This window comes from Bradyrhizobium sp. HKCCYLRH2047 (genome assembly GCF_051168175.1).
Lineage (GTDB): Bacteria > Pseudomonadota > Alphaproteobacteria > Rhizobiales > Xanthobacteraceae > Bradyrhizobium.
The window spans coordinates 312,891-330,674 of the sequence record NZ_JBNPUM010000006.1 but is presented as its reverse complement, the minus strand read 5'-3'; the positions used below and the strand labels follow the sequence as shown (position 1 = coordinate 330,674).

Sequence of the window (17,784 nt, the reverse complement as noted above, 5' to 3'; positions counted from 1 at the left end):
AGAGCTCAGGCCATGTCGCGCGAGATCCGGACCGGGATCGACTTTGCGGCGGGCACCTTGCTGCCCTCCGCATAGTGCCATAGCGGAATCAATCCGTTGCATTCGGGGTAGTAGGCCGCAACGCTGTAGCGCGGAATGTCGAACGCCACTGCCTGGAGCCCGCCCAGCGAGCGCTCCACGCCGTCATCGGCCTCGGTCGAGAGCCGAACCGGTTCGCCCTGCTTGATGCCCAGATCAGCCATGTCGCTCGCGTTCATGAAGACGATCTGACGGCCACCGGTGACGCCGCGAAAACGGTCGTCCTCGTTGTAGACGGTGGTGTTGAACTGGCCGTCGGCGCGCAAGGTCATCAGCTGATACACGCCATTGCCTTCCTCCGGCGGATTGAGCGCCGCCTTGGGCACGGTGAAGTTCGCCTTGCCGGTCGGCGTCTTCCATTTGCGTTCGCGGGCGCCAAGCGGCCGCGGAAAGCCGCCGGGCTCAAACAGGCGCTTGTTGAAGTCTTTGAACTGCTCGGGATAGGTCCGCTCGATCGCGTCTCTGACGCGCGCATAGTCGCCCACCCAGGCATCCCAGTCGACGTGCGGATTTGGCTTCAGGGTGGCCTTGGCGAGACCGGCGACAATGGCTGGTTCGGACAACAGGGTCTCGGCGACGGGTTGGCGCTGCCCGCGCGAGCCGTGAATGCAGGTGGTGGAGTCCTCCATCGAGACCGCCTGATCTCCGCTGGCCTGCCGGTCGATTTCGATGCGGCCGAGGCACGGCAGCAGATAGGTCACCTCGCCTGCGACGATGTGGCTGCGATTGAGCTTGGTTGCGATCTGCACGGACAGCCGCAGCTTCGACCACGCCGGCTCCATCAGCGAACGTTCCGGGACGGCGCGCAGGAAGTTGCCGCCGAGACTGATGAAGCCCTTCACCTCGCCCTTGATGATGCCCTGGCAGGCATCCACCGTGCTGAGACCGTCCCATCGCGGCGGCTCGAAGGAATAGAGATCGGCCAGTTTGTCGAGTGGCACCAGCTTGGTCTTCTCGGAGATTCCCACGGTGCGCTGACCCTGCACGTTGGAATGGCCGCGGACAGGCGAGATGCCGGCCCCGGGCTTGCCGATATTGCCGCGCAACAGCAGGAGATTCACGATCATCTTGGCCGTCTCGACGCCATGCCGATGCTGCGTAATTCCCATGCCGTAATTGGCGATCACAGCGTGCGAGTTCGCGTAGACCTTGGCTGCCTCCAGAATAGCGGCGCGCTCGAGGCCGGAAGACCGCTCGATATCGCTCCACGACGCCTGCCGGCAGAAGGTCGCAAAGGCCTCGAAGCCGGACGTGTGCTGCTCGATGAAGGCGACATCCAGCACACGCGGGCTCTTCCTGGCGACCGCCGCGTCATCCGCCTCGATGACCGCCTTGCACAATCCGAGCAGCGTCGCCCCATCTCCGCCGACGCGCAGCTGATGATATTGCGTGCTGATCCGCGTCCCGCCGGTCAGCACCATCTGAATCGGGTTCTGCGGATCGGTGAAGCGCTCCAGCCCCCGCTCACGCAGCGGGTTGAAGGTGATGATGGGTACGCCGCGTTGCGCCGCCCGCTGCAACGGATGCAGCATGCGCGGCGAGTTCGTCGTCGTGTTCTGGCCGAAGAAAAATATGCAATCCGCTTTGTCGAAATCCTCCAGCAGCACCGTGCCGACGGGCACGCCGATCACCTCAGGCAACGCTACCGACGTCGACTCGTGGCACATGTTGGAGCTGTCGGGAAAATTGTTGGTGCCGTACATCCGGCCGAACAGCTGATACATGTAGCTCGTCTCGAGCGAGGCCCGGCCCGACGTGTACATCACGACCGACCGTGGATCGAGCCTGTTCAACTCCGCCCCGATGTCGCGGAAGGCCTCGTCCCAGCTCACGGCAACATAGCGATCCGCCGCAGCGTCGTAGCGCATGGGATGAGCGAGACGCCCCTGCTCTTCGAGCTGATGATCCGACCAGCCTCGCAACTCTGTCAGACTGTGCCGAGCAAAGAACTCCAGTCCGACGGTCTTGCCGGTGATTTCCCACGCGGTCGCCTTGGCGCCATTCTCGCAAAATTCGAACGGGTGCGGCTTTGCCGGCTTGGCCCAGGAGCAGCTGACGCACATGAAGCCGCCCGGCTTGTTCTGTTTCAGCAGGATCTCGCTGCCGAGCAGCGTCACCTCCTCCTGCGTCAGGATGCTCGCGACCGCGTGCACCGACCCCCAACCGCCAGCCGGAGATTTGTAGTCCTGGATTTTTGCCTTCTCGCTCACGACGCATCTCCGCGGCCTGGTCAAAAGCGGCAAACCCGGGATGAGCAGCGAAGTTCCGATTCCTCACTGAACCTTGCGAGGCTATCATCGAAGTCACGCGGGCGAAGGGCCGAACATAGGAATTAGGAACGACCCAGCCCGCCGCGAGTCATGTCCGTGCCTCTGGCGGCGTTCCCCCATCTCGCTGGAGGCACTCCGTGTGGACTGCGGCCCAGCGTTCGACCCCTCGGGCGCTGGGCCTGTCCCTCCTGAGGTAGCCGGGATTTCTCCCGGCTTCCGATCTCAGCTTCAAGCCGCGCTACGCTTGAGATGGCGGCCTTCCCTGACCTCCTCGATGATCTTGGCGCTGAAGGCTTCCAGATCACCGGGATTGCGCGAGGTGATCACGCCTTGATCGACGACGACCTCCGCGTCCTGCCACTGCGCGCCGGCATTGGAAACGTCCGTCTTGATCGATTTGTACGACGTCATTTTGCGCCCCTTGGCGATGCCGGTCTCGATCAGGAGCCACGGCGCATGACAGACCGCCGCGACGATCTTCTTGGCTTCGAAGATCTCCTTGATGAACCGCAGCGCCTTCGGCTCGAGCCGCAACAGATCCGGATTGATCTGGCCGCCCGGCAGCACGACGGCGTCGTAGTCCGCAGCAGAAGCCTGGTCCAACGTCTTGTCGACCTTGACGGGCCGTCCCCAATCCTTCTCATTCCATCCCTTGATCTCGCCCAGCGCGAGCGAGACGATCTCGACGGTCGCGCCCGCCTGCTTGAGGCGATCGCGGGGCACTTCGAGCTCGGATTGCTCGAACCCGTTGGTTGCGAGGATCGCGATCTTCTTTCCCTTGATATCCATTGAACTCTCCTGGCCATTCGCACCGCGGGCAACCTCCCGCTGGCGGGCATGTTCCACCTGGAAAGCGCGAGGACCGTCACAACTGGTCAATCGCTTGACGCTCTCCCGGGGGTGGAACCAGCCCGCACGTGCCGCAGTTTGTTGGGCGTCCCTGCCTTGAAATGGATGGGCGGCGTCGGGCGGCACGGCATCGCTGCGTCGGCGGATCGCAATCTGGAGGCGCTCGTGCCCTACGCATTGTTTGAGAATGACGAACAGATGACCCGCCCGTTTCGCACCGAGCGCGAGGTCTGGGAGGCCGCGGAACAGGCCGATCTCATCACGTTCGGCACGCATGGCGAGAAAATTCTGGACAACAATTTCGAGATCAAATCATGCGAGGCCACTCCGGAAGAGCTGACGGCCGTACCGCCGGACATCGTATTGCCCGAAGCTCACACGCCCCATGTTGGCGAGCGGCACGGGACCGCCGACCCACCTTTGCCCTCGCTGCCCAAGCCAAGGACGCGGACCTCCTCATGACCGGGCGCGGACCCGCCATGGCCGTCTCGGCGAGCTGAATACCGACGAGCAGCGGATCGCTCGACCTTGTCGCCGGAATGTCATGCGTGCCGGGCCCCTCTCTGTCTGGGAGGCAGCCTGCTCGCCTCTTCCAGCTTGAGCTGCTCGCGTTGTTGCCGCAGTCCCTCAAGCGTTCCCAACATCCGCTGCAACAGCGCTTCGGCCGCCGCCGCCGGCACGCCGGCCCGCCGCAGTTGCACGATTTCGCGACGCTGCCGCCCGACCTGAAGGCGCAGACGGTCGATTTCGGCTCGAACCAGATCGAGATCGCGCATGGAGCCCCCCTCAGACGATGATCATTACACCATAGAACAAAATGGGAACATTCTGCAAGCTGGCGCATTGAGCCCGCCAAGAACGGCAGAGCCCCATGGCTGAACGGCTGCAGAAAGAACCCGAGGACTGGGGTTCCGGAGCCGATCCGATGACCGATGCCCACGCGTCCTGCTTGAAGACGCTCAGCGAGCAGGCCGGTCGCCCTGCCCCCACGCAAGCGGAGATGACGAAGGCTGAAGCGTCCGAACTGATCGATGAGATGAGACGCGCCGCGAGGTTGGATTGAGCTGGCCAAGTTCAAGTCATCGAGACGATGATTCGGCAGATCGGTATTCCGATGTTGCCGATGCCGGGCCTAGGCTGTCGCGAATCAGAAATCGGTCGTTTAGTCTTCGCGGCATTTCGCGGGAGTCCACCATGGTTGCGGACAGTGACAGCAAGGTTGCCTGGCATCGCGCCCAGCTCAAAAAGAATCGTGCTGCCTTGAAGCAGATTGAGACGGCGCGGTTCACGGTGGGCGAGAGCGCCGATGCGAAGGCGCTCGAACACACCAAGCGGCAGGTCGCGGAACTCCAGCTCAAGATACGCGAGTCCGAGCACCTCATTGCCCAGCACGACAAACAAGTACGACGCCCGCTGGCGACCGACCTGAGAAGCCTCTCGAATGTCGCCTGGCGCAACTGGACCGGCAACGGCCCGCGCTGAGGACTCGCGCTGTCCTGCCCTTCAGTCGACGATTTTCTGATGCTCGGCTCCAGTCTCTTGCAGAACCGTGGACACATTCGACGGCTCTGATCTGTCAACCGCCGGCGCCCAGCGCTTCAGCCGCTCATCGCTTCGGCTGAGGGCATCGAGGTCGATGCGTCCTTGCGCCAGAGCCTCCTTGGCGCAGGCCAGCACGCGATGAAACTGGGTGCCGTCATAGGCCACCAGCAACAGGTCGGCACCGCCGTTCAGAGCCTCCACGACAGCTTTGCAGAGATCGCGGCCGTAGATCGCCCCCATCACGAGATCATCCGTCACAATCACACCCTGATAGTTCCAGCGGCCGCGAATGAGTCCCTCGAGCACGGCTTTGGAATGTGAGGCAGGCCGCTCCGGATCGACCGCATCGACCGTCACGTGACCGACCATCATCGCCGCGTGCGAGCCCAGCAGCACCTGTCGAAATGGCCGCCAATCCGACCGTTCCAGGACATCTGCCGGTGTGCCGAGCTGTGCCGAGAAATGATGCGTATCGGCTGCGACGCGACCCAGACCAGGGAAATGCTTGATGGCCGCGCGGACACCGCTAGCTTCCAGGCCACGGACGTAGCCGAGCGCAATGTCGCCAACCACCGCGGGATCGTTGGAGATCGCGCGGCGGCCGATCAAGGTGTGAAAGTCCAGTCGGTTGCGTGTCCAGCTCGGGCGAAGGTCGACGACAGGCGCCAGGTTGAAGGTGATGCCGGCAGCCGCGAGCGCCTCACCTTGGGCGCGCCCCATCGCGAACGCATCCTGCGCGCGCCGCGAGGCCGGCAGATCGGCCAGCGTGGCGAGGCCGGGCATGTTCGGCAATGTCGGAGACAGGTGCGCGACGGAGCCTCCCTCCTGATCCGCCGCGACCAGCAGGGACGGCAGCCCGGCACTCCGGCGCGCGTCCTGCAACCGCGCGATCTCGGCACGGAGTTGCGGCTCGGTCCGGCCACGGACGTTGTGGTGAGTGACATAGACTCCCGCGATCAACCCCTGCCGCGCCAACGCGGCTGCGTCGCCCACGGCCGTGTAGCCGACGATGAAATGCCGGCCGAGCAGACGCGCCACGTCCGGGGGCGTGCGGAACGTCTCGTACTTGCGCCAGGCAAACATGAACTGCGTCGACGTCAGCATGATCAGCGGAACGTACCATGCCAGCACGAGCGCGCGTCCGGCGGCCCCCTGCCGCCACCGGCCGCCGAGCATCAGCAGCAGCGGGACAGCAAGCCCGATGAGGAGCAGGGCCACATGGCCGCTGCCCCGTAGCCGAACCAGATAGGGCTCGTTGCTGTTCAGCGTGACGAAAATGAAGAGCAGAGCAAGGATCCAGAGAACCGCGGTCCTGATACGTCCAAGCATGTGTGCAGCCGATCATCCCAGGGGAAAGACGGCCATTGCGTAACAATCACGTTTCGCCCGCGCCAGCAGCAGAATCGCGTCTGCACCAAATCTGCAAACAAATCCTGAAATGCTGCAGATCCCCTCGTGAGCCGCTGCATAGGCAGGCGTCATGCTGGGCTCATCGGCTTGTGCCTTCCGGCCCGAGCGATGACCCAAACCAAGGATTCCTCCATGACCACCCTTGCCGAGCCGACGGCTGCACCCGTCGCGCCCGATTCCATGTGGCTCAAATTCGCCATCGCTGCAGGCCTCGTCGGCCTCGCCGATCCGCTGCTGTACGACGGCCGGCCGATTGGCCTGGCATTCCCGCTGTTTTTCGCCGCGCTCGCCTCCGCCAGCGTTCTTGCCAACCTCGCCAAGACCAATCGAGGCCGTCTGGTCGGAGCCGCAGTTCTCTTCGGTGCCGGCCTGGCTCCCGCCATCGAGGAACTGAACCTGCTTTCTTTTCCTGTCCTGCTGCTCACGACGCTGTCGGCCGTCGCGCTGGCGACCAACCGATCCGCGCGCGGCTTCCGGCTTCCGCTGACCGCCGCACGGCAATTGCTGCTCATCGGACCGTTTCGGCTGATACCGGATGCGATCGTGACGCTACGCACGAACATGGTCATGCGAACTCTCCTTGTCTGGAGCATCCCGCTGGCACTCGGTTGCGTGTTCCTGGCTCTGTTCGCGGCAGCCAATCCGGTCATTGAGCGCTGGTTCGCCGTTCTCAGTCCCGAGCAGGTCGCTTCCCAACTCACGATGGGGCGCGCGATCTTCTGGCTCGTCACGTTGTCCATGGTCTGGCCGTTCATCAATCTTCGCTGGCGCGAGCGGACCAAGACTTGGAGCCCGCCGATCGAAAGCGAACCCGATCAGCCGTCAATCCTGGCGACCGTGCTCGGCCCTGAAACGGTGCTTCGGGCGCTGATCCTGTTCAACGTCCTGTTTGCTCTCCAGACGGCGCTCGACGGCGCCTATCTGTGGGGACATGCCGCGCTTCCGGACGGCATGACCTATGCGGCCTATGCGCACCGGGGCGCCTATCCCTTGATCGTCACAGCGCTGCTCGCGGCGGCCTTCGTCATCGTCGCCGTCCGCTCCGAGACCACGGCAAACGAGTCGCGATTGGTCCGGCCGCTGGTCTATCTCTGGGTGGCACAGAACGTGATGCTGGTCGTATCCTCGATCCAACGGCTTCACATGTATATCGAGACTTATGCTCTGACCTATTGGCGGATCGCGGCCTTGATATGGATGATCCTGGTTGCGATCGGCCTGATCCTCATCGTGCTCAGGATCGCTCTCGCCAAGTCCAACGCGTGGCTCGTCCGCATGAACATCCTGGTGCTCTCGGCGACCATTTACGGCTGTGCACTGATCAATTTCGACCGGCCGATCGCAGACTTCAATGTCTCCCATAGTCGTGAGGCGGGGCAGAGCGGCCCTCTCATCGACGGCTCCTATCTCGTCTGGCTCGGGCCAGAGGCGCTGCCGGCCATCGAGCGGGCGATGCTGTTGCGACCGACGGACCGGGGACTGGCGAGCGACCGCGATCGGCTCCTCGCGCAACAGCAAAGCAGCATGGCGTCCTGGCGATCCTGGAGTTTTCGCGGCTGGCGCCTGCAGCGCTATCTCGATACACATCCCGTGTCGCAGAAACCAAGCTGATGCCTCGCCGCGGAGGAAAGCACGTGTCTCCCCGAATCCTCATCGTCGACGACGACCCGCATATCCGCGAGGTCCTGCGCGTGGCCTTGAGCAAGGCCGGCATGGCGGTGAAGGAAGCCGCCGACGGCCGCGCCGCGCTGGCCAGGTTCGCCGAAGACCGTCCGGACCTGATCGTGCTCGACGTCGGCATGCCGGAGTACGACGGCCTCGAGGTCTGCCGGCGGATTCGCCGGACCTCGCAGGTGCCGATCCTGTTCCTGTCGGCGCGCGACGAGGAGATCGACCGTATTCTCGGGCTCGAGATCGGCGGCGACGACTACGTGACCAAGCCGTTCAGTCCGCGCGAGCTCGTCGCCCGCGTCAACGTCATTCTCCGCAGGGTCTCATCCGGTGGGGCGGATCGTGCGCCCGAACCGGAGGAGCTGGCGCATGGCAGGCTTCGTCTCGACCCGCAGCAGCATCTGGCGCGCTTCGGCGACGCGCCGCTGACACTTACCGCCCTGGAATTCAGCATCCTGCGCACGCTGATGACGCGCCCTGCCGTCGTGTTCAGCCGCGAGCAGATCATGAGCGCCGCCTATCAGCTCAACATCCAGGTTTCCGACCGCACCATCGACAGCCACATCCGCAACATCAGGGCCAAGCTGGCAGCCGCGCATTGCGAGGACGCCATCGAGACGGTGCATGGCGTCGGCTTCCGGCTCGGCCGCTGCGGCGCCCCATGATCGCGCCCAAGCCCAAGGCAAAATGGCGGCCGTCGCTGGGACAGATCGTCTTCGGCGTTCTGGCGCTGGTCGGCACCTTGCCGCTGGTCGGGCTGTTCTTCTTTCGCATCTATGACAACCAGCTGATCCGCCAGACCCAGGCGGAGCTGATCGCGCAGAGCCGCGTGCTGGCGGCGGTCTTTGCCGAGGAGGTTTCCGCGCGCCTTGCCGCCGGCGTGCCGCTCGGCGCCGAGATCCCGCCCGAGTCACGTCCAGATGCCTCCGACGAGGTGACGCCGATTCGCCCCCTGCTCGATCTCCTGGCCAACGATCTGTTCGTCCGCCGGCCCGACGCACGCGATGCGGTCCATCCTGCGGATCCGGCCTACGTCGCGATCGGCGCGCGCCTGCTGCCGATCGTCAGGGAGACGCAGAAGGTCACCTTGGCCGGGTATCGCGTGCTCGATCCCCAGGGCGTCGTGATCGCCGGCCGCGACGAGATGGGCAAATCCCTCGCCCATATCGACGAGGTGGCCGCCGCCCTGAAGGGACGCTACAGCGCCGCGCTCCGCATCCGCATTCCCGACAAGGCCCCACCACCGATCTATTCGATCAGCCGCGGCGTCGGCGTCCATGTGTTCTCGGCCATGCCCGTGATCGTCGACGATCACGTCGCCGGGGTCATCTATACCTCGCGCACGCCGCGCAACATCTTCGAGCATCTCTATCAGGAGCGCGGCAAGTTCATCGCGGCCGGCTCCACCATTGTCCTCACGACGCTGCTGGTCGGCCTCATCGTGGCGCGCACGATCACGCGCCCGATGCGCGAGCTGGTCGATCGCGCCGGCCGGATCGGACGCAACGATCCCGCAGGCTTCCGTCCGCTCGCCCATTACGGCACCCGCGACTTCGCGGAGCTCGCCGAGCACTTCTTCGCCATGGCCGAGCAACTGGCGCAACGCTCCAACTACATCAGGAGCTTTTCCGCGCATCTGACCCACGAACTCAAATCACCGCTCACCTCGATCAAGGGCGCAGCCGAGCTGCTGCTCGACTCTCTGGCCAGCCCTTCTGAGACCTTGACGCGCGCCGAGCAGGAGACGTTCCTCACCAACATCCTTGGCGACGCCGACCGCCTCGCGGCACTGGCCCAGCGCTTGCGCGAGCTGGCACGGGCGGAGACGGTGTCGGCGGTCGAGGCCGGTAGCATCGCCGAGGCCGTCGGCACGCTGCGACCGCGTTTCCCGTCGGTTGTCATCGAGACATCAGGGCCGGTCGAACGTAGCACGACATTGCCGAACGAAACCGTGCTCATCGTGCTCACGCATCTCGTCGACAACGCCGTCCGGCATGGCGCCCTGCGCATCCGCCTCGAGGCCGAGGAGAGCAAGGAGATGCTGATCGTCATCGCCAGCAATGATGGCGATCCGATCTCGCCTGACAACCGCGACCGCATCTTCGACGCCTTCTTCACGACCCGGCGCGACAGCGGCGGTACCGGCATGGGGCTGGCGATCGTGCGCGCCATCATGGCAAACCATGGCGGCGAGATCTCGCTGCGGCCGAGCGAGACCGGTGTCGCATTCGTGCTGAGGCTACCGATCGAATGCAGACGCGGGACGCCGACTTAAGATAGCGTGCTCTCTGCGGCGCCACGTCAAAGTTGCTTCCGGTCGCTCAATCGCCGCCGGCAATCCCCACCACATTCAGGGCCTTGTCGACGAAGGTCTTCTCCCATTCGTTCGTATACGAGCAATGTATGCCACGGTGCCGCCGGCTGCATGGGCCGCACGAGAATGCCGCAGAGCTGCACGGCAATTGGCAAATGACTTGGACCCGCGATCCGCGTAATCTTCGCCCCGATTGCACCATCGGCCAGCGTCCCGCTTGGCCTTCGGGAGACCTTGATGAATTCGAGCCGTTTCGAGATCAGCCGCCGGACCGCCCTCCTGACCTCCGCTGCCATCGCTGCGAACGTGGTCAATCCATTCCGTGCCTTCGCCCAGGAGACGCCGCGCAAGGGTGGCGTGTTCAACGTTCACTACGGCGCCGAGCAGCGTCAGCTCAACCCGAGCCTCCAGGCTTCGACCGGTGTCTACATCATCGGCGGCAAGATCCAGGAGAACCTCGTCGACCTCGACGCCAATGGCCAGCCGGTCGGCGTGCTTGCCGAGAGCTGGGAGGCGACGCCGGACGGCAAGACCGTCACTTTCAAGCTGCGCAAGGGCATCACCTGGCATGACGGCAAGCCGTTCACGTCGGAGGACGTTGCCTTCACCGCGATGAACATGTGGAAGAAGATCCTGAACTACGGATCGACCCTGCAGTTGTTCCTGACTGCGGTCGACACGCCGGATCCGCAGACCGCGATCTTCCGCTACGAGCGGCCGATGCCGCTCAACCTGCTGCTGCGCGCGCTGCCCGATCTCGGCTACGTCTCGGCCAAGCACATCTACGAGAGCGGCGACATCAGGCAGAACCCCGCCAACCTCGCCCCCATCGGCACTGGTCCGTTCAAATTCGTGAAGTACGAGCGCGGCCAGTATATCATCGCCGAGCGCAATGCCGACTACTGGCGGCCGAACGCACCCTATCTCGACCGCATCGTGTGGAAGGTGATCACCGACCGGGCCGCGGCGGCGGCGCAGATGGAGGCCGGCGAGCTGCACTACAGCCCGTTCTCGGGCCTGACGATCTCCGACATGGCGCGGCTCGGCAAGGACAAGCGTTTCATCGTGTCCACCAAGGGCAATGAGGGCAACGCGCGCACCAACACGCTCGAGTTCAACGTCCGCCGCAAGGAGCTGGCGGACGTGAAGGTCCGCCGTGCCATCGCGCATGCGATCAACGTTCCCTTCTTCATCGAGAACTTCCTCGGCGATTTCGCCAAGCTGGGCACCGGTCCGATCCCGTCGACCTCGACCGACTTCTACCCCGGCGCCAATACGCCGCAATATCCCTACGACAAGGCCAAGGCGGCGGCGCTCCTGGACGAAGCCGGCTACAAGCCCGGCGCCGGCGGAACCCGCTTCTCGCTGCGGCTGCTGCCCGCGCCGTGGGGTGAGGACATCTCGCTGTGGTCAACCTTCCTCCAGCAATCGCTGGGCGAGGTTGGCATCGCAATCGAGATCGTGCGCAACGATGGCGGCGGCTTTCTCAAGCAGGTCTATGACGAGCACGCCTTCGATCTCGCGACCGGCTGGCACCAGTACCGCAACGACCCCGCGGTTTCGACCACGGTCTGGTATCGCTCCGGCCAGCCCAAGGGCGCGCCCTGGACCAATCAGTGGGGTTGGGACGATCCCAAGATCGACAAGATCATCGATGACGCGGCGACCGAGGTCGATCCGGCCAAGCGCAAGGCGCTCTATGCCGATTTCGTGCGCGAGGCCAATACCGAGCTGCCGGTGTGGATGCCGATCGAGCAGATCTTCGTCACCGTGATCACGGCCAAGGCGCGCAACCACTCGAACACGCCGCGCTGGGGATCGTCGAGCTGGCACGATCTGTGGCTTTCCGCCTGAGCCGGAATCCGTCAGGATGAGGCCATGCGCATCTTGAGCCTTGCGGGGCGGCGGCTCGCCGCCTCGATCCCCACCCTGTTCCTGATCCTGATCGGCGTCTTCCTGCTGCTGCAACTCGCGCCCGGCGATACGGTCGACGCGATGATGGCGCAGATGGGCGGCGGCGATGCCGCCACCGCCCGCGAGTTGCGTCGCTTCTATGGACTGGACCTGTCGGTCCCGATGCAGCTCGCCAATTATCTATGGCGGCTGGTGCGTCTCGATCTCGGGTTCTCCGCGATCTACGGCAAGCCCGTCGCTGCCGTGATCCTGGAGCGGCTGCCACCGACGCTGCTGCTGATGACATCGGCGCTGTCCTTTGCCTTCTTCTTCGGTCTTGTTTTCGGGGTGATCGCCGCGCGCGGCGTCAACCGCTGGCCGGATACGCTGATCTCCACGGTGGGCCTGATCTTCTATGCCACCCCGTCGTTCTGGTTCGGACTGATGGCCATCGTCGTGTTCTCGATCTACCTGCAGTGGCTGCCCGCCGGCGGCTTCGAGGATATCGGCGCGGTCACGACCGGCGTCTGGCGCGTGCTCGATATCGCACGACACTTGGTGTTGCCGTCCTTGACACTCGGCCTGATCTTCCTCGCCATCTATCTCCGCATCATGCGCGCCTCCATGCTCGAGGTCCTGAACCTCGATTTCGTCCGCACCGCGCGCGCCAAGGGCCTCGACGAGACCCGCATCGTCACCCGCCACGTGCTGCGCAACGCGCTGCTGCCGATGGTGACGCTGATCGGACTCCAGGCCGGCACGATGCTCGGCGGCTCCGTGGTGGTCGAGACGGTGTTCTCGCTGCCCGGCCTCGGACGTCTCGCTTATGAGTCGGTCGTCCAGCGCGACCTCAACACCCTGCTCGGCATCGTCTTCGTCTCGGCGCTGCTCGTGATCGCCGTCAACTTCGTGACCGATCTGCTTTACGCGCGGCTCGATCCGCGCATCACGGCGGAGAGCTAGCGCATGGACGCGGTCAAACGCTATTTCCGCAGTCCCGCTGCCGTCCTGGGCCTCGTGCTCCTGCTGATCGTCATCGGCATGGCGCTCAGCGCCGGCTATTTCTATCCACGCGATCCGCTCGCGCTCGCCGGCCGGCCCCTGATCTGGCCGCTCGCCAATCCGCGCTTCCTGCTCGGCACCGACAATTCCGGCCGCGACATCGCCGCCCAGATCTTCTACGGCGCCCGCATCTCGCTCCTGATCGGCGGCGTCGCCACGCTCATTGCCGTGGCGATCGGCGTGTTGGTCGGTGCGCTCGCGGGCTACTACGGCGGCTGGGTCGACAACATCCTGATGCGCATCACCGAAGCCTTCCAGACGCTGCCGAACTTCGTCCTGCTGCTGGTCCTGGTCGCGGTGTTCGGCTCGACTTTGACGACGGTGACGATTGCCGTCGGCATCGTCTCCTGGCCGGCACCGGCCCGGCTGACACGGGCGGAGTTCCTGTCGCTGCGCAGCCGCGAATTCGTCCAGGCCGGCCGCACCCTCGGCATGCGCGACACCCAGCTGATCCTGCGCGAGATCCTGCCGAACGCGCTGCCGCCGGTGATCGTCTATGCCGGTGTCGTGATGGCGGTCGCGATCCTCTTGGAGAGCGCGCTCGCCTTCCTACGGCTGTCCGACGCCAATGTCGCCTCCTGGGGCAACCTGATCGGGCTCGGGCGCGACGTGCTGCGCGTGCAGTGGTACGTCTCCGCGATCCCGGGCGTCGCCATTCTCGTCACCGTGCTCGCGGTGTCGCTGGTCGGCCAGGGGCTCAATGACGCACTGAATCCCCGGCTGAAACAGCGATGAGTCCCGCACAGCCCATTCTGACCGTCGACCGCCTCAGCGTGCGTTTGCCGAAGGGCGCCGACCGCACGCATGCGATCTCCGAGGTCTCGCTTTCGGTCGCCGAGAACGAAATCGTCTGCATCGTCGGAGAATCCGGCTCCGGCAAGTCGATGATGGCCAATGCCATCATGCGGCTGCTGCCCGACGGTGTGGGCACCGACGGCGGACGCATCCTGTTTGCCGGGCGCGATCTCTGCACCGCCACGGCGGCAGAGATGCGCAGCATGCGTGGCGCCGAGGTCGCGATGGTGTTCCAGGAGCCGATGACCGCGCTCAATCCGTTGCGCACGATCGGCGACCAGATCGGCGAGGTGCTGGACATCCATACCGATCTGTCGAAAGCCGAGATCAAATCGCGCGTGCTGTCGCTCCTGTCCGACGTCAACATTCCCGATCCGCCGCGCGCGGCGAAGGCCTATCCGCACGAGCTGTCCGGCGGCCAGCGCCAGCGCGCCATGATCGCCATGGCCTTGGCGCTTGATCCGAAGCTGCTGATCGCCGACGAGCCGACGACGGCGCTCGACGTCACGACGCAGGCCCAGATCCTCAAGCTCATCCGAGAGCTGCAGCAGCGGCGCAGGACGGCGGTGCTGTTCATCACGCATGACTTCGGGGTCGTCGCCGAGATCGCCGACCGCGTCGTCGTGATGCAGCATGGCAGCGTCGTCGAACAGGGCGCGGCGGCGGATGTCCTGCAACGGCCGCAGCATGACTACACCAGGCAACTGATCGCTGCGGTGCCACCCGTGGCGGCCCCTCCGGCACGCAGATTATCGGACCAGATGATCCTCGCCATCTCCGGTATCTCGAAGACCTATCGCACCGGCGGCTTCCTCGGCCGCGGCGAGCGCACTACCCATGCAATCAGGGACGTTTCGCTTTCACTGCCGAAGGGGGCAACGCTCGGCATCGTCGGCGAGTCCGGCTCCGGCAAATCCACCCTCGCCCGCTGCATCATTCGCCTGATCGATCCCGACACAGGAACGATCCTGCTCGACGGCGAGGACTGGGCACGCCTCTCGCGCAGCGAGGTCAGAAACAGAACCCAGCAGATGCAGATGGTGTTTCAGGACCCGTTCGCCTCGTTGAATCCGCGGCGCAAGGCGGTCGAGCTGGTGGCGCAGGGACCGATCGTGCACGGCACCGCGCGAGCGCAGGCGCTGACCGAGGCGCGCGAGCTGTTCAGCCTGGTGGGGCTCGACCCGTCCGCCGCCGACCGCTTTCCGCATGAGTTCTCCGGAGGTCAGCGCCAGCGCATCGGGCTTGCGCGCGCGCTGGCGCTGAAGCCCAAGGTGCTGGTCGCGGACGAGCCGGTGTCCGCGCTCGACGTCTCCGTTCAGGCGCAGGTGTTGAAGCTGCTGACCAGCCTGCGCGAACGGCTCGACCTGTCGATCATCTTCATCACGCACGACCTGCGGGTCGCAGCCCAGATCTGCGATCTGGTCGCGGTCATGAAGGACGGCGTCGTCGTCGAGCATGGGCCCACGCGCGACGTGTTCGGCAACCCGCAGCATGCCTATACGCAGGCGCTGCTGGAGGCCATTCCGGGCGGCGACTTCGCCCGGACCCAACATCCCACGTCTTAGCCGATCTCGCGCGCGTCGCGGTACCGGTACAGGAGCAGCATCAGTGGCGCGAATGGACGCAGCAGGGCGTGCGCCGGAATGGTGACCGGCTCCGTGAACGGCAAGGCCAGCTCGTTCGCGGGCACGCCGCGCACCGCCTTCGCAAGCTCCGCACCGAGGGGGATCGTCAGTGCGACTGCCCGGCCGTTGCAACCGGTCCAGCCATAGGCATCGGGACCGAGGCGGTGAATTCGCGGCATGTAGTCCGTGGTCATGCCGACATAGCCATTCCAGACATAGTCGAACCGGACCTCGCCGATCTGCGGCCACAGGCGCTGCAGGCGCTCGGCGACCCTCGCCTTCAGCCGCTCGGACTTGTTGCCGGGACCGATCACGGCGCCGCCCGTCACCAGGCGGTTGCGCGCATCGTAGCGGGCGAAATAGAGCTCACCATGAGTATCGGACATCGCCTGCCGCGCCGGGATGATGGTCTTCCGCACATTGTCCGACAGCGGCTGCGTCGCCATCTGCCAGGACAGCACCGGCATCACCTCATGCGCGATCTCGGGTGCGAGAGCCTTGGAGAACTCGCCGCTATAGGCATTGCTCGCCAGCACCAGCGCGCGCGCCGACACCTCGCCTTGCGCGGTGCGGACGATCCAACGATTCCCGCGCCGCTCGAAATAGATCGCCGGCGAGCGCGCATAGATGCGGCCCCCCAGGCTCAGCACGGTTCGCGCCAGCCCGCGCGCGAGCGCCAGCGGATTGATGTGACCGCCGGTCCTGTTCCAGAAGCCCCCATACCATGCATCCGAGCCGAGCATGTCGCGCGTCTGGTCGCGTGACAGCAGCTCGACTTCCGCGCCGAACTTCGACCACTGCTTGAACCTGCGCTCGGCGATCTTGATGCGGCCGGGCGTATGCACCGGCTGGACCCAGCCGGCCTGCTCATGCTCGGCGTCGATGCCGTAGCGCCTGACGGTCTCGAACAGCGCTGAGGCACTGTCGCGCAGCATCGCAACGAAGCGCTCGCCGGCGGCGCCGTGACGGGCGATGAGATCCTCGGGATCCGGGCGCGACAGTGTCGGGATCACCTGGCCGTTGTTCCGACCCGAGGCGCCCCAGCCCGGCTCCATGGCTTCGACGATCGCGACATCGACACCGGCCTCGCGCAGATGCAGCGCCGTCGACAATCCGGTGAAGCCGCCGCCGATGATCACGACATCGGCCTGCACACTGCCCTGAAGCTCGGACAGGTCAGGTCCAGACGGGGTCTGCGCAGCCCACAAGGACGGCGGCCATTGAACGTTTTCCATCGTCATGCTCATCGTGAACAGCTCATCCCTGCTGATCAACCGCCCTCCAGGAAGACGGTCTTGCCTTGCGCCGAGCGCCCATCCGCGCCGGTTGCGGCGCATAGGTCGATTGGGCATAGTTCGGCCGCCAATATGCCAACTTCGCTGCAAGGAGACAAACGCGTGGCCCTCAAGAATGTCATCGGTATCGATCACGCGGTCGTCGTGGTGAAGGATCTCGACGCCGCGGCGGAGACCTGGAGGCGGCTGGGCTTCACGCTGTCTCCGCGCGGCACGCACAGCGCCAAGATGGGGTCCGGCAATTACACCATCATGCTCGATCCTGATTACATCGAGCTGCTCGGCATCCTCGCCGAGACCGACCACAACGTTCCGACCCGCAATTTCCTCGCCCAGCGCGGCGAAGGTATCGAGCGCATCGCCTTCACCGCGATCGACTCGGCGGCCGGCGCCGAGGAAATCCGCGCGAGGGGTTTTGAGCCGATTGGCCCGATCGATTTCGAGCGCCCGGTGCCCCTGCCCGACGGCTCCATCTCGGCAGCGAAATTCCGCGTGTTTCAATGGCCGGTCGCGGAGGCTCCGGGCGGCCTGCGCATCTTCGCCTGCCAGCACAAGACGCGCGAAACAGTCTGGATTCCTGAATTGATGCGCCATGCCAACGCCGCCAAGCAGCTGAAGCAGGCCCTGATCGTGACGCCGGATCCGACCAAGGACGCAGCCCATCTGTCGCGCCTGATCGATCGCGACGGGCGAGCCGAGGCCGACGGCGCCGTGACCGTGACCTCGGGCGGCGATCGCGCCGATTTCGTGTTCTTGACCCGGGAGCAGCTCGCAGCGCGTTATCCCGGCGTGTCGCTCGCCGGCCTGCCGGAGCGCGGCGGCGCCGGCCTGGTGCTGGCTTCACATGATCTCGCAACGACGGAAAAGGCGCTTGGCGCGGCGGCGGTGCGCAGCGGCGCGAGCCTCGTTGTTCCGCCGGCGTCAGCGACGGGCACCCTGCTCAGCTTCGTGGCCGGCTAGACTTTCGCGAGGCGGCCACG

16 protein-coding genes are annotated in these 17,784 nt (G+C 65.1%); 11 read left to right on the top strand and 5 right to left on the bottom strand.

The window, feature by feature from the left end; genetic code table 11:
• Positions 1 to 5: 5 nt before the first annotated feature.
• Positions 6 to 2,288 carry an FdhF/YdeP family oxidoreductase gene (locus tag ACQR1D_RS17215; protein ID WP_434839867.1) on the bottom strand — a complete coding sequence of 761 codons (2,283 nt, stop codon included), beginning with the start codon at positions 2,286 to 2,288 and terminating at the stop codon, positions 6 to 8.
• A 288-nt stretch (positions 2,289 to 2,576) separates the two neighbouring features.
• Positions 2,577 to 3,137, bottom strand: coding sequence for a type 1 glutamine amidotransferase domain-containing protein (locus ACQR1D_RS17210; RefSeq protein ID WP_434839866.1), 561 nt, complete (start codon positions 3,135 to 3,137; stop codon positions 2,577 to 2,579).
• Positions 3,138 to 3,302: 165 nt separating this feature from the next.
• On the opposite strand from ACQR1D_RS17210, the gene ACQR1D_RS17205 reads away from it, so the two are divergent.
• On the top strand, positions 3,303 to 3,659 hold the full coding sequence (locus ACQR1D_RS17205; RefSeq protein ID WP_316178948.1) for a hypothetical protein: 357 nt from the start codon (positions 3,303 to 3,305) through the stop codon (positions 3,657 to 3,659).
• 80 nt (positions 3,660 to 3,739) lie between these two features.
• Here the strand turns inward: ACQR1D_RS17205 and ACQR1D_RS17200 are convergent, their stop codons facing one another.
• Positions 3,740 to 3,973, bottom strand: a complete 234-nt coding sequence (locus ACQR1D_RS17200; RefSeq protein ID WP_315799892.1) for a hypothetical protein — start codon at positions 3,971 to 3,973, stop codon at positions 3,740 to 3,742.
• 95 nt (positions 3,974 to 4,068) lie between these two features.
• Here ACQR1D_RS17200 and ACQR1D_RS17195 point away from each other — a divergent pair, with 95 nt between their 5' ends.
• Positions 4,069 to 4,260 (top strand): DUF3072 domain-containing protein, encoded by a 192-nt coding sequence (locus ACQR1D_RS17195; RefSeq protein ID WP_315799891.1) that lies wholly within the window; start codon positions 4,069 to 4,071, stop codon positions 4,258 to 4,260.
• Positions 4,261 to 4,391: 131 nt separating this feature from the next.
• Positions 4,392 to 4,679, top strand: coding sequence for a hypothetical protein (locus ACQR1D_RS17190; protein WP_315799890.1), 288 nt, complete (start codon positions 4,392 to 4,394; stop codon positions 4,677 to 4,679).
• Between the two features lie 21 nt (positions 4,680 to 4,700).
• Here the strand turns inward: ACQR1D_RS17190 and ACQR1D_RS17185 are convergent, their stop codons facing one another.
• Positions 4,701 to 6,068, bottom strand: a complete 1,368-nt coding sequence (locus tag ACQR1D_RS17185) for a glycoside hydrolase family 3 N-terminal domain-containing protein (protein WP_434839865.1) — start codon at positions 6,066 to 6,068, stop codon at positions 4,701 to 4,703.
• A gap of 213 nt (positions 6,069 to 6,281) precedes the next feature.
• On the opposite strand from ACQR1D_RS17185, the gene ACQR1D_RS17180 reads away from it, so the two are divergent.
• The 7 genes from ACQR1D_RS17180 to ACQR1D_RS17150 all read left to right on the top strand — a co-directional run bounded on the left by ACQR1D_RS17180 (position 6,282) and on the right by ACQR1D_RS17150 (position 15,449).
• Complete coding sequence (locus ACQR1D_RS17180) at positions 6,282 to 7,760, top strand: DUF4153 domain-containing protein (protein WP_434839864.1); 1,479 nt, start codon at positions 6,282 to 6,284, stop codon at positions 7,758 to 7,760.
• Between the two features lie 23 nt (positions 7,761 to 7,783).
• Positions 7,784 to 8,485 carry a response regulator transcription factor gene (locus ACQR1D_RS17175; RefSeq protein ID WP_315799887.1) on the top strand — a complete coding sequence of 234 codons (702 nt, stop codon included), beginning with the start codon at positions 7,784 to 7,786 and terminating at the stop codon, positions 8,483 to 8,485.
• Entirely contained in the window at positions 8,482 to 10,095 is a 1,614-nt protein-coding gene (locus tag ACQR1D_RS17170) for an ATP-binding protein (RefSeq protein ID WP_434839863.1), read from the top strand. Before ACQR1D_RS17175 ends, ACQR1D_RS17170 begins: the two co-directional genes overlap by 4 nt.
• Before the next feature lie 276 nt (positions 10,096 to 10,371).
• Positions 10,372 to 11,988 (top strand): ABC transporter substrate-binding protein, encoded by a 1,617-nt coding sequence (locus ACQR1D_RS17165; RefSeq protein ID WP_316178640.1) that lies wholly within the window; start codon positions 10,372 to 10,374, stop codon positions 11,986 to 11,988.
• 24 nt (positions 11,989 to 12,012) lie between these two features.
• A complete protein-coding gene (locus ACQR1D_RS17160; protein ID WP_316215860.1) occupies positions 12,013 to 12,990 on the top strand; it encodes an ABC transporter permease in 978 nt (325 codons plus the stop codon).
• A 3-nt stretch (positions 12,991 to 12,993) separates the two neighbouring features.
• Positions 12,994 to 13,824 carry an ABC transporter permease gene (locus ACQR1D_RS17155; RefSeq protein WP_315799883.1) on the top strand — a complete coding sequence of 277 codons (831 nt, stop codon included), beginning with the start codon at positions 12,994 to 12,996 and terminating at the stop codon, positions 13,822 to 13,824.
• Positions 13,821 to 15,449 (top strand): ABC transporter ATP-binding protein, encoded by a 1,629-nt coding sequence (locus ACQR1D_RS17150; RefSeq protein WP_434839862.1) that lies wholly within the window; start codon positions 13,821 to 13,823, stop codon positions 15,447 to 15,449. The genes ACQR1D_RS17155 and ACQR1D_RS17150 overlap by 4 nt, the downstream gene beginning before the upstream one ends.
• Here the strand turns inward: ACQR1D_RS17150 and ACQR1D_RS17145 are convergent.
• Positions 15,446 to 16,756, bottom strand: coding sequence for an NAD(P)/FAD-dependent oxidoreductase (locus ACQR1D_RS17145; RefSeq protein WP_434839899.1), 1,311 nt, complete (start codon positions 16,754 to 16,756; stop codon positions 15,446 to 15,448). The genes ACQR1D_RS17150 and ACQR1D_RS17145 overlap by 4 nt on opposite strands.
• Before the next feature lie 150 nt (positions 16,757 to 16,906).
• Here ACQR1D_RS17145 and ACQR1D_RS17140 point away from each other — a divergent pair, with 150 nt between their 5' ends.
• A complete protein-coding gene (locus ACQR1D_RS17140) occupies positions 16,907 to 17,764 on the top strand; it encodes a VOC family protein (RefSeq protein WP_434839861.1) in 858 nt (285 codons plus the stop codon).
• The last annotated feature ends 20 nt before the right edge of the window (positions 17,765 to 17,784 follow it).